This is a genomic window from Mycobacterium sp. IDUB_24 (assembly GCF_055419385.1).
Map to the genome: position 1 here is coordinate 1,434,615 of NZ_JBVAXO010000001.1, position 12,379 is coordinate 1,446,993.

Genomic DNA, 12,379 nt, shown 5'->3' on the forward strand with positions numbered 1-12,379 from the left:
TTTTGCCCCCGGGATTCGCAGTTTCGCCTCAACAGCCTGCACGTTCGCCACAGGGTGTCCATACAGCACTCTGGCCCAGCACCCGCTGCTGGGCCAGAGAGTCGCCGTCGCCGCCTGATCAGTCGGTCGCGAACGCGGCCTGCGCCTCCCGGTTGAGGTCGACGTACTTCTCCTCGCTCACGTCGACCGCGACGCCCCTGATGGTGCCGCCGGTGAACCGACCCGGCGTCTCGTAGAGCTCGGACACCCTGTCGCCGCTGTCGAAACCCACGCACAACCCGTCACCGGCGAGAGTGAACTTGCCGATCTGGGCCCGCATCGGCCCCTTCGCGGCCTCCTTGCCGTCTACGTAAAGGATTGTGGTTCCCAGGGATTCGCCGTGCTCGCCCTTCTTTTCCCAGATGAACTCCATGCCCAGCGCGTGCTTGCCCTCCGGTAACGGACCGGAGACGAACACCTGCTCGGGCTTGATGCCCAGAAAGTTGTAGACGTAGTGCAGCTTGTTGTCCTTGATGAACAGTGCGTGCCCACCGAAGCGCGAACCATGGGCGAACAACACGCCCTGGGCATCCTTGGTCATATCCACATCGGCGATGACCTTGTAGGACCGGCCGCGGATGTTGACCGCCACGCCTTCAGGCACCGGCGCGGTATCCGGGTAGTACAGGTAGCGATTGCGTGGCGGTTCGAACTGCGGCCGCTCGATGGTGGTCATTTCGACGGCAACGCGATCGTCGAGGGGCAGGACGTAATTGTTCTTGGCCTCTTCGTTCCACGCGTCGATCAGCTCCTTGAGCTTCTCCGGATTCTGATCGGCGACGTTCTTGGCCTCGGAGCGATCCTCGTCGACGTGGAAGAGCTCCCACTTGTCCTGATCGAAATGGCCCTTTCCGCTGATGGGCGCGTGTAGTGCCGACGCCTTCCAGCCGTCGGCCCAGATACCGCGGGTGCCCAGCATCGCGTAGTACTGCCGCTTTTTGGCGGTGGGGGTATCCGCACCGTCGAAGCTGTACCGCATCGACACCCCGTTGACCGGATACTGCTTGATGCCGCGGTACTCCTCCGGCATCTTGATTCCCGCGACGTCGAGGATCGTCGGGACAACGTCCGTGGCGTGGTGATATTGGTGGCGCACCTCGCCCTTGGCCTTGATGCCCTTGGGCCAGTGGATGACCATCGGATCGCACGTGCCGCCGGAGAACTGCGAGTAGCGCTTGAACATCTGGAACGGCGTGGAGAACGCGACCGCCCAGCCGGTCGGATAGTGGTTGTAGGTGTCGGGGGTGCCGATCACGTCGAGCATCTTCATGTTCTCGGCGAGGTCGTCCGGGTAGCCGTTGAAGAACTTGTTTTCGTTGACCGAACCGTTCGGAGATCCCTCACCGGACGCGCCGTTGTCGGCGCAATAGAAGATGACGGTGTTGTCCAACTGCCCGGTCTGCTCCAGATAGTCGACGACACGGCCCACCTGGGCGTCGGTGTACTCGGAGAAACCGGCGAACACCTCGGCCATCCGGCTGAACAGCTTCTTCTCGTCGGGGTTCAGTGAATCCCACGGACGTACCGCATCGGCCTCCGACGCGACGTCCTCGGGCAGCGGATTGATGGGGGTCAGCTCAGTACCCTTCGGCATGATGCCCTTGTCGATCATCCGGCCCAGCACCCACTCGCGGTAGGCCTCGTAGCCGTCGTCGAACTTGCCCTTGTATTTCGCCGAGTACTCCTCGGGGCTGTGATGCGGGGCGTGGTTCGCGCCCGGGCAGAACCACATGTACCAGGGCTTGGACGGGTTGCTGGAACGCTGATCGCGCAACATCCGGATCGCTTGATCGGCAAGGTCCTTCGACAGGTGATATCCCTGTTCGGGGGCGTACGGCTGCTCGATGAACCGGTTGTCCTCCGTCAGGTCCGGGTACCACTGGTTGGTTTCGCCGCCCAGGTAGCCGTAGAACCGGTCGAAGCCTTTCTGCAGCGGCCACTCCGATTTGCTGCCACCGCTGGAAACATCCTCTTCCGGCACGTTGTGGTCCTTACCGACCCAGAACGTGCTGTAGCCGTTGTCCTGCAACACTTGTCCGACGGTCGCGCACTGGGCGGGCAGTCGGGCCGCCGCGCCCGGGAAGCCGTCGGACCCCTCGGTGATGCTCGCGAACCGATTCACGTGGTGGTTGCGGCCGGTCAACAAACAGGACCGGGTGGGCGAACACAATGCCGTGGTGTGCCACTGCGAATAGGTGAGCCCGTTGTCGGCCAGCTTTTGCAGCGTCGGCATGTTGATCCGTCCGCCATACGGCGACCAGGACGCCATGCCGGTGTCGTCGAAGAGCACCACCAGGACATTCGGCGCACCCTCCGGAGCATGCTTGAGCTCGAAGGGCTTCCAATCCGGCTTCGAGTCACGAACATCCAGTTCGATCTTCCCGTCGAAGCCTTCGTTGATGCCGGTCCCGTAATCGGGCGGGCCGGCTTTTCCGCTAGGGCCCGGCTTTCCCGAGTTGTCTTCACATCCGGCGACGAACGCGCCGGCTGCGGCTACTCCGACTCCGGTAGCGGCGATGCCCCCCAGCATCGAACGTCTCGACAGTTTGCCGCGCTTGTTGCCATCGGTCTGGGCCATGTCATCGTTGTTCGATTCCATGTTGTTTGACACTATGCCCGATTGGGCACATTGTCCGGATAAATCACCGCACGAGCAAATAAAAGTTGAAATTCATTGTGGGCCAAGGTATTTACCTTTGAGAAAGGCGCCCTGTGCTCACCCGTTAAGGGTGATATTCCTACAAGGGAATCGGACGGTTCAGATCGTCGGCGTCATCATCTGCGAGCAGGTCATGGAAATTCCGCAACACCGACGCACACGCCGCCCGCTCGGCCGGATCGAGCCGGTCCAGCACCTTGCTCAGTTCCCGCCGCCGCCGGGAGTTCACCTGCCGGACCAGTTTCCGGCCACGCTCGGTCAGCTCGAGGGTGACGACACTGCGGTTGCTCGGGTCGGAACCGCGCGTCAGATGGCCGGAGGCATCCAGTCGGTCGGCCAACCGCGTCACCGTCGACCCGACCACCCCGAGGGCCTGGGCGCACTCCGTCGACGCCGACTTCCCGCGCTCCTGCAGCACGCGCAACAGTCGGAACTGCGGCAGCGAGATCTCCAGTTGCTCCACGCTGCGCAGCGCTACGCCCACCAGATCTCGGGTTGCGACCTCGAATGCCGACAGTTCGTCGACCGGAGTTCGGGTCATCTCGTGCTGCTGCGCGCTACCCATCCAGGGAGTATCCCATGCCGACGGGATCGGTGGTTGTGAGTCTGCTGTGGTGGTCTGTGCGTTGGAGTTGATTACCTGTCGAGCGACAGTATTAGTGGCTAAATATATTGGTAGGCAATATATTTCAACCCAGGACGACTTGGGGTTGACGGGGAACTTTGCGTCACGTCAGCACTATCCCGGCGGGCGTCCAGCTGTCGAGCACATACTGAATGCTGTGCATCCGAGGTCATGGCCGTCGGCGGTGTGGAGATATGTGCGCAGCGCCCCGCTGACCTATGCCTGGCTGGCCGCGCTGCTGGTCACCACGATCATTCAGCACCAAATGCCCGGGCGGGAGCTGCATGCCCTATTGGTCGAGAGATCGACCAACATCCATCACCTGGGGACGGACCCGCTCTACGTGTTGGTCACCAGCTTGTTCTGGATCGACGGCCGTTACTGGACGCCGTACCTGGTGTTGTTCACCTTGATTCTCGCGCCGGCAGAGCGCTGGATCGGCCAGATTCGTTGGTTGGCAGTAGGTTTGATCGCCCACGTGCTGGCCACCTACATCAGCGAAGGCCTGCTGTATGTGGCGATCCACGATCACGTCGCACCCGAACGCCTCGTGCACGTCCGCGACGTGGGGGTCAGCTACTTTCTGCTCGGGGTGGGCGCGGTGCTGGCCTACCGCATCGTGCGCCCATGGCGGTGGGTGTATCTCGGCGTGGTGTTTGTGTACTTCGGTGCCGCGCTGGTCACCGATGTCAACTTCACTGCGATCGGCCATGTAGCGGCGCTGCTGATCGGGCTGTGCTGTTATCCGCTCACGCGGCAGCGGGATCGGCGGGCAGCAGCGCCGCTTTCCACCGCAGGGTCGTAACTACCGCCGCTCAACTGCCCTGGCGTAGAAATCGCGGCGGGCTGGGGAGGTTTACGAGCGCGGCTCGGATAGCAACGCCACCACGGCGTCGGTCAACGTCGCGCGGGCGATCGCCAGGTCCGAGGTGAAACCGATCTGACGTTCGTTGCTCAGGCCCCGGATCGCGGCGGGCAACAGGCACCGCACCCGGTACAGCTGGTCCGGGTCGAGGTCGAGGCCCTCCATCAGGTAGTCGAAGCCTTGAATCCAATCGAGTTCTCGTGCCGCGAAAGCCGCAGCCGTCAGCGGATACTCGGCGGCGATGTCGGAACGACGCGCGGGCAATGAGGTGCGCAACGCCGTCAGTGCCCGCCCCTCGGTGGTGTCCAGGTACGTCCAGACCGAGTCGATGGCTGCGGTCACCCGTTCCCGCAGGGTTCCATTGCGCACCGACGGCTCGGAATTGGATGACCAACTGCGGGAATGAATCTCGGTGATCACCGCCACCCACAGGCCGTCCAGATCGCCGAACTGATGCTGCACCGTGCCCCAAGTGACACCCGCATCCTTGGCGACGCGATTCGCCGACACCGGCTCGCCACCGCTGTCGGCCAGACAGTGGATGGCGACGTCGAGCAGGCGTGCCCGGGTCTCCAACCCGCGCTTGTTCAGCCGGGTGCCCGCGGCCGACTGAATGTCGGCAGACGGGACCGCCGCCACCCACTGTTCCCGAGCGCGGGTGGCCTGCGGGGATTCGCGGGTGTTCAGGCGAACCGTCCAGGGTTCGCCGCGACCGCTCGGCGCAGGGTCGGCCGGTTGTCCCGGTATGCCTGCACGACGGGCGCGAGCTCGTTCGGACTCGCGCCATGCATGATGACCGAATGAGTGCCCAGGTCATACTGCCGGGCAATGGTTTTCGCGCAGTCCTGTGGTGATCCCTTGGCTACCGAGTCCAGCCATTCGGTGGGGATCAACTCGGCGATGCGCTGCAGCGTCTCGAATGAGGCACTGGCGTCGATCGGCCCCGCAGTGGCCGCATCGGCGAACAGCTCGGTCTGCTTGATCCGCTCCCACACCGCGGGATCCCAGCCGTTGGCCGACACCAACACGTCCGCGTATGCCTGCAGGTAGGTGGCCAGCCGCCCGACCCCGCGACGCATCTGATCCTCCGGCGACAACGCGTCGGGGACTGTCGCCAGGCACGCCCAGATGCGGACGCTGTCGGGATCCCGGCCTGCGCGTTCCGCACCCCGGCGTACCGCCGCGACCGACGACGTCGTCGCCTCATCGGAGAAAAAGGTATGGAGCACAACGAAATCTGCGATCTCGCCGGCGAGTTCCATCGTCTTGGGGCCGACCGCCACCAGGCCGATCGGAGGTCCGTCGGGCAGGCCGCTGGCGTGACGCAGGAACGGCCACTTCCCGGCCGGACCGTCGTGATCCAGGATCATCTCGCCGGCCCAGAGCCGGCGCAGGATGCCGAAAAAATCGCGCAGCCGGGCCTCGGTCACCACCGGCAGGCCGATCGCCTGCCAGTACGCCGCCATCCCACGCCCGAACGCCATCGCGAAGCGGCCTTCGGTGAGCGCGTGCATCGTCGAGCCGATCGTCGCGGTGACCGTGGGATGCCGCGTGTGGTAGTTCGTCGACGGCGCGATACCCAGAGTGGTGCTGGCACCCGCGACCGCACCCGAGAGGACCGCCGGGTCTTTCACCGTGAAGCGTTCACCGATGTGGCAGGAGCCCAGGCCGAGCGTGTCCGCCGTACGGGCTTCGGGCAAGACCACCCGGACATCCGCGGGGTGGCGGGTCACGGCGTAATAGCCGAGCTCGTTGAGCTGGCCGTCGGGGTGGTTCGTGCTCAATTCCGTGCCTCTCGTCGCGTGGATGCCTAGCACTGTCGGCTGCCGAGAGCACAATTGTCAATGAGGGTTCTCAATGAATGGGAGGATCTGGCGGCGTGAGCCGGGCGCTGGCAAGATCAAGCGCGTGCACGACGGTGAAGAATGCCGTCCGCCATCGTTCGCTGAAGTATTGCGCTGCAACCACTTTCGTGGGTTTCTGGTGCTGGAGCAGCGGCAATCATCGACGGTCGGTGACGACTCGCCCGCTACCGGTCCGGCCTACCACCGGGTGCCGTCGAGCCCAGGAATCACGCACCGGCCGTCAGCAGCCACCCGCCCAATCACCATGCCGTCGTACCCCGTGCACGGTGAGTTGAGCGGCTCGCAGGTGTTGACGGACGTGATCACCTTGCCGGGGCCGCAGGCGGAGCCGGGTGCTGGCGGGTCGGCATTGGCGACGGCGGTGCTGAAGCCCAGCGTCAGTATTGCTGCGGCAGTAACGACGAGCGAGCGTTTCGAGTCGAACATGATCGGTACCTCCGGCTGATGGTCCCCGACAAGTAGTAATGCTACTCGTGTGGTCGACGTCGTTTCCGATGATCGCGCGCCAGATTTGCCAGGTGAGCTGGAGGAGTGACCGGTCGTCGCTGCGGGAAGCACTCGCCCGTCGCGAACGCCTCAAATGGGTGACACCGCACAGCTTCCGACGTCTACCGGAACTGTTGTCGGGCATGGCTCGGCGTCGAGGCCGCGCGACACCAGCTCGGTCACGCGCAGCTCGGAGCACCGAATGCCACTATGTGCAGCGGGTGATCACTGGTCCGCCGATTCGAGTTAGCCGGCAAATCGCTATACGGCGCTGACCTGAATGTATGGAGCCGATGACGGGAATCGAACCCGCGTATTCAGCTTGGGAAGCTGATGTTCTGCCATTGAACTACATCGGCATGGTGCTGACGAAGGATAGCAATACGGCCCGGGTCGTGGGTAAGCCGGGCGGATATCGTCTCGGCGAGTCTAAGAAATTGACGCCGGTGTCCACCGAGTGATGGTCGAGAACTGGCGAAGGTTGGTGACACGCCCGACGCACGGCTGCCCAGTGCGGACCCGAGGCCACGGAGCGTGTGGCGAAACATATGACCCCAGAACATGATTGCTGTTCACGCCCGACCCTGAGAGTCACGTAAAACATCGGGCTGTCGTTCTCAGGCGCCCGCTCTACCGTGGGTGTCACGGGCTCCATCCGGCGCTGAATGGAGCGAACAGGCCCGCAGATCGGACCGAACCAACCGAGGGGTTTTACCCATGGATGTTGCTATCGGTATTGCCATGACCTCGCGCGACGCCCAGCTGCTCCTGGTGGAGGGCAGCCACGGCGACGGCGCGGTAATCGACCACGACTCGTTCGACACGGAAGCTCACATCGGCGTCGAGCATCCGACCTTCCGCGAGCACGTCGTCAACGCGGTGATCGACAGCCGCGCCGCCGCGCCGGCCAATGGGCACACCGTCACGCGCGTCGCGCTGACCTGGACCGATGCGGTGGCCGGTGAGGCCAAACTGGTCCTGGGTGACCTTGAGGAGCTGGGTATCGCCAAGGTGGTGGCGGTCTCCACGGCCGACGCATTCGAAGCCGCCGCCGAATACACCGTCCAGATCGCTGACTGCGATTCCATCGCGATGTGCGTGGTGGAACCCGACGCGACCATGCTTGCGGTGATCGGGGCCGAAGGTGAGGACGGCACACGCCGATTCCGTAGCCGCCGCTTGGACGGACCCGATCAGCCCACCGCGCTGCTGGCGCTGCGTGGCATGTGCGAGAGCTTCCCCGAGCCGATCGCCGAAGTTGCCATCGCGGGATCGGCCCCGAACGCGGAAAGCCTTGTCGAGGAAACGAATTCAGTGATGGCGCGCCCCGTCGTGCTCGGTGACGATGCAGCCCTCCTCCTGGCGCGTGGTGCGCTGCTTGCCAGCGCCGACGTTCGGGACGAGGCGGCGTCGGCGCCCAAGCGCGACCCACTGATGCGCACCTTGGCCATGATCGTGACGACAGCGGTGCTGATTGTGGCGGGGTCGGTGTTCCTGGCGATCACTGTTAATGGGCACGACGGCAGCCACCCGTCGCAGGCGTCGACCCCGGCCGAACACACTGCGCCGGTCTCGCCGCCAGAGCCGCCGATCCACGCCGTGGTACGCAAGGTGGAGCCTCTGGCTGGGCGGGCGGCTCAGAAAACCTTGGCGACGCCGTATGACGACGGCGTCGCGCCACCGTTGCCGCAGGTGGTCCGTCGGTAACCGATACGCTCGTCGGGTGCTGCTCTCCGATAGGGACATCCGGGCCGAGATCACCGCGAAACGCCTGGCCATCGAGCCGTTCGACGATGCCCTGGTGCAGCCGTCGAGCGTCGATGTCCGCCTGGACAGCCTGTTCCGGGTGTTCAACAACACCCGCTACACGCATATCGACCCGGCCAAACAGCAGGACGAGCTGACCACGCTGGTCGAACCGACCGAGGGGGAGCCGTTCGTGCTGCACCCCGGCGAGTTCGTGCTCGGCTCCACGCTCGAGGTGTGCACGCTGCCCGACGACCTGGCCGGACGTCTCGAAGGAAAGTCCTCGCTGGGGCGCCTCGGATTGTTGACGCACTCGACGGCGGGGTTCATCGACCCCGGCTTCTCTGGCCACATCACCCTGGAGCTGTCCAACGTCGCCAACCTGCCGATCACGCTGTGGCCCGGCATGAAGATCGGCCAGCTGTGCCTGCTGCGGCTGACCAGTCCGGCCGAGCACCCGTACGGCAGCGACAAGGTCGGCTCGAAATATCAGGGTCAGCGTGGCCCGACGCCGTCGCGCTCACATTTGAACTTCATCAAGTCCTAGGCAGCGCGCCTGCACCGATTTCTACGTGTGGGTTGCGGAAATCGCCGATCGCAGCCCTGGCGTAGAAGTGGGCGAGGGGTGACGAGCCACGCCTGCACCGATTTCTACGCCTGGGCTGTGGAAATTGTCGATCAATAGCCCTGGTGCAGAAAGCGGCGACACCAGCGGCGACACCAGCGGCGACACCAGCGTCATCCGCGCAAATCCGGTGAACTTTCAGTAACCACACCGCAACACGAAACACGGCTGAAACACGCCCGCCGCGCACCTGAAACGCGCGCCGGAGATTCTCGTCGGGACCGAAGGAGCCCGACGTGCACGAGATCGATCCGGCCGCCACTGCCTGGCTGCTCGCCAGCACCGCGCTGGTCCTGTTGATGACCCCCGGCCTCGCCATCTTCTACGGCGGCATGGTCCGCACCACCGGCGTGCTCAACATGATCATGATGAGCTTCATCTCGATCCCGCTGGTCACGGTGGCCTGGCTGCTGGTCGGCTACACCCTGGCGTTCTCCGACGACGCGGGCGGCGGCCTGATCGGCGGCCTGCAGCACTTCGGCATGCTCGGCATCACGCCCAGCACCGCCCACGGCTCGGTACCCGAACTGCTGTTCGCCACGTTCCAGCTGACCTTCGCCATCATCACTGCCGCCCTGGTCAGCGGGGCCATCGCGGACCGGGCGAAGTTCGCCGCCTGGATGGTGTTCGTCCCGCTCTGGGCGGTCGCGGTGTACGCCGTCGTCGCCCACTGGGTCTGGGGCCCGGGCGGCTGGCTGGCCGGGCTCGGCGTGCTGGACTACGCCGGCGGCCTCGTCGTCGAAATCGTCTCCGGCTCGTCGGCCCTGGCACTGGCCCTGGTGCTCGGCCCCCGCATCGGCTTCAAACAGGACGCGATGCGCCCGCACAACCTGCCCTTCGTGCTGCTCGGTGTCGGTCTGCTGTGGTTCGGCTGGTTCGGGTTCAACGCCGGCTCGGCGCTGGCCGCCAACGGCACCGCTGCCGCGATCTTCCTCAACACCCTGGTGGCCGGTTGCCTGGGCATGCTCGGCTGGCTGACGGTCGAGCAGGTCCGCGACGGCAAGCCGACCACGTTCGGCGCGGCCTCCGGTGTCGTGGCCGGTCTGGTGGCGATCACCCCGTCGTGCGGCACCGTCAACACCCTTGGCGCGGTCGTGGTGGGCCTGGCCGCCGGTGTGGTGTGTTCCTTTGCGATCGGCCTGAAGTTCCGGTTCGGCTACGACGACTCGCTCGACGTGGTCGGCGTGCACTTCGTCGGCGGCGTGGTCGGCGTCCTGCTGATCGGATTCCTGGCCACCGAGGTCATGACCCAAGGTCCGCAGGGCCTCTTCTATGGCGGCGGGCTGACGCAGCTGGGCAAGCAGCTGCTCGGTGCGGTCGTGGTGGCGGCCTACGCCTTCACGATGTCCTACCTGCTCGCCAAGGCCATCGACCGGTTCATGGGATTCCGCCTCAGCCCCGAGGATGAGACCACCGGCGTCGACTTCACCCAGCACGCCGAAACCGCGTACGCCGAGGGTGTGCACGGCCATCTGCCTGCCCGCCGACCTGGATTGTTCGGCGGGACGCTCGGGCAGCTGGGCCAGCCCGGGAGCCTGACGCAGCGCCCGGATCCGGCCGAGGAAGACAGCGCGGGATGAACCGGGCGGCGCTCTTTGTCGTAATGCCGAGTAGGGTCTAACTAACCGGCGCCGGCGTGCACCACACCGTCGCGGTCCGACCAGAATCTCAGCGCTGTAGCTAATGCGCACGGGTGTAACGATCAAGCTGGTTACACCGAAAAAGGTTCTAGTTGTCGGTTCGTGCGGAATGTGTGCGCAATGGCGACAAAGGCAGTGCAGCAAACACATTGGAGGGCTCGGTGGACATCGTATTGGGTGTGGCGATGGCACCTACGACAGTCCGCATGGTGCTGGTCGAGGGGGAGAAGGCAGACGGAGTTACCGTCGATCACGACGTCTTCGATGTCACCGCCGGTGATGATTCGGCAACCATCAGTACGTCCGATCAGGTGGTCGCGGCCATCCTCGGAACCCAGGAGAGCGCCACCACGGGTGGGCATCATCTGAAGTCGATCGGCGTCACCTGGACGGACCATTCGGACGCGGCCGCTCTGCGCGACGCACTGTCCGCGCACGGCATCGACGACGTCATGCTGGTCTCCGAAAGCCACGCCGCCGCGGCACTGGCCCAGGCGGTCGGTCGCGCGGTCGGCTACGACACCACGGCGCTGCTGTTCATCGACCGTGATGCGGCGACGCTGTCGGTGGTGAAGACCGACGACGGTTCGGTGGTCAAGGTGCTGGCGCAGTCTCTGCACACCACCGACGCCATGGCCGTGCTCACCGATATGGCTGCGGCGGTCGAAGCTTCCGATTCCGCGCCTGACGGCATGTTCGTCCTGGGCTCCGGTGTGGACGTCGCCTCGGTGAAGGCGCATCTGGAGAACCTGGTGTCACTGCCGGTCAGCGCACCAGACGAGCCGGAGATGGCGCTGGCCCGCGGCGCAGCGCTGGCCTCGGCCACCGCGCCCGCGTTCGAAGCGACCACGGTCGGGCTGGCTTATTCGCAGGATCCCGACGGCACCACCGCGGGCAGCGCCTACGCATTGGCCGGTCTGGCCACCGCGATGGCACCGCTGGGCGATGCGCCGCTCGACGGCGTGGAACTCGTCGGCGACGAGATGCCGATGGAAGAGGAGCGCAAACCGTTCCTGCTCGTCGGTTCCGCGTTGACGTCGGTGTTCGTGGTTGGCGTTGTGGCGCTGGTTATTTCGCTGGCCGTGAGCATCCGGCCGACGGTCGATCAACGCCCGTCTCCGGCGCAGGGCGCCGTGGCGCCCAGCGCCCCGGCCAAGCTCCCCGCCCCGGCGCCGCCGCCCCAAGCGCAGGTACCGCCGCCACCAGCCCCGCCGCCAGAGACCATCAAGGCGCCGATCCCGGTGGTCCAGGAGGCCCCGGCGCCCGCACCGCAGGCACCGCCGCGCACGGTCTACGTCGAGCAGCCCGCCGCGGCCCCGCCGCCGGCGCCCGAGGCTCCGGCTCCGGCCCCCGAAGCACCCGCTCCGATTCCCGTGGCACCGCCCCCACCGGCGCCGATCTACAACCCGCCGGCGCCCTACATCCCGCCGCTGGTCGTGCTGCCGCCTGCACCGCGACTGCCGAACATCTTCCGTCCCCCGTGGGATCCGCCGCAGCGTCAGCGGCCGTGGGAGCCCCCGTCGCGCCACGAACCCGAAACCCCGCAGTGGCCGGGCTCAGGTTCGGATGACTCGGGTCCGAGCTCAGGCTGGAACCCGGGCCGCGGGTCGGGCGATTGGAATCCCGGCCGGGGCTCGGGCGACTGGAATCCCGGTCGTTCAAGTGGCTCGGGTGACTGGAACCCGGGTGGTTCGGGATCCGGCGATTGGAACCCCGGTCGGTCCGGGGGTTCGCGCGGTGGCAGTGACGGCGGTGGGCTGTGGCCCTTCCCGTCATTTGGCGGGCACTGAAACCGTCACCTGACGTTGGCCTGCCGCTCAGTGTCACGT

The 12,379-nt window shown here is 65.6% G+C and carries 10 protein-coding genes and 1 tRNA gene; 6 read left to right on the forward strand and 5 right to left on the reverse strand.

All coding sequences use genetic code 11. From position 1 onward, the window contains the following. Positions 1–118: 118 nt before the first annotated feature. Together ACZYZF_RS06930 and ACZYZF_RS06935 are read right to left on the reverse strand one after the other, a co-directional pair. Positions 119–2,638, reverse strand: a complete 2,520-nt coding sequence (locus tag ACZYZF_RS06930; RefSeq protein WP_463742918.1) for an arylsulfatase — start codon at positions 2,636–2,638, stop codon at positions 119–121. A 139-nt stretch (positions 2,639–2,777) separates the two neighbouring features. Continuing rightward, a complete protein-coding gene (locus ACZYZF_RS06935) occupies positions 2,778–3,263 on the reverse strand; it encodes a MarR family winged helix-turn-helix transcriptional regulator (RefSeq protein WP_463742917.1) in 486 nt (161 codons plus the stop codon). Between the two features lie 217 nt (positions 3,264–3,480). Between ACZYZF_RS06935 and ACZYZF_RS06940 the strand changes: the two genes are divergently transcribed. Beyond that, positions 3,481–4,128, forward strand: coding sequence for a rhomboid-like protein (locus ACZYZF_RS06940; RefSeq protein WP_463835001.1), 648 nt, complete (start codon positions 3,481–3,483; stop codon positions 4,126–4,128). 51 nt (positions 4,129–4,179) lie between these two features. Here ACZYZF_RS06940 and ACZYZF_RS06945 read toward each other — a convergent pair whose 3' ends face one another. Together ACZYZF_RS06945 and ACZYZF_RS06950 are read right to left on the reverse strand one after the other, a co-directional pair. After that, positions 4,180–4,827 (reverse strand): TetR/AcrR family transcriptional regulator, encoded by a 648-nt coding sequence (locus tag ACZYZF_RS06945; protein WP_463835002.1) that lies wholly within the window; start codon positions 4,825–4,827, stop codon positions 4,180–4,182. A gap of 44 nt (positions 4,828–4,871) precedes the next feature. Beyond that, positions 4,872–5,972, reverse strand: coding sequence for a TIGR03857 family LLM class F420-dependent oxidoreductase (locus tag ACZYZF_RS06950; RefSeq protein ID WP_463742914.1), 1,101 nt, complete (start codon positions 5,970–5,972; stop codon positions 4,872–4,874). Between the two features lie 73 nt (positions 5,973–6,045). Here ACZYZF_RS06950 and ACZYZF_RS06955 point away from each other — a divergent pair, with 73 nt between their 5' ends. Continuing rightward, positions 6,046–6,498: a hypothetical protein gene (locus ACZYZF_RS06955; protein WP_463835003.1), complete on the forward strand. Its 453-nt coding sequence runs from the start codon at positions 6,046–6,048 to the stop codon at positions 6,496–6,498. 326 nt (positions 6,499–6,824) lie between these two features. Here ACZYZF_RS06955 and ACZYZF_RS06960 read toward each other — a convergent pair. Then, positions 6,825–6,898 (reverse strand) — tRNA-Gly (locus ACZYZF_RS06960). A 358-nt stretch (positions 6,899–7,256) separates the two neighbouring features. On the opposite strand from ACZYZF_RS06960, the gene ACZYZF_RS06965 reads away from it, so the two are divergent. From ACZYZF_RS06965 to ACZYZF_RS06980, 4 genes are all read left to right on the forward strand, one after another. Continuing rightward, the gene (locus ACZYZF_RS06965) at positions 7,257–8,246 is read left to right on the forward strand and encodes a DUF7159 family protein (RefSeq protein ID WP_463835004.1); all 990 of its coding nucleotides are present in this window, start codon (positions 7,257–7,259) and stop codon (positions 8,244–8,246) included. Positions 8,247–8,262: 16 nt separating this feature from the next. Continuing rightward, on the forward strand, positions 8,263–8,832 hold the full coding sequence (gene dcd / locus ACZYZF_RS06970; RefSeq protein WP_463742911.1) for a dCTP deaminase: 570 nt from the start codon (positions 8,263–8,265) through the stop codon (positions 8,830–8,832). Positions 8,833–9,146: 314 nt separating this feature from the next. Continuing rightward, a complete protein-coding gene (locus ACZYZF_RS06975; protein ID WP_463742910.1) occupies positions 9,147–10,490 on the forward strand; it encodes an ammonium transporter in 1,344 nt (447 codons plus the stop codon). 221 nt (positions 10,491–10,711) lie between these two features. Next, entirely contained in the window at positions 10,712–12,340 is a 1,629-nt protein-coding gene (locus ACZYZF_RS06980) for a DUF7159 family protein (RefSeq protein WP_463742909.1), read from the forward strand. Positions 12,341–12,379 lie beyond the last annotated feature (39 nt).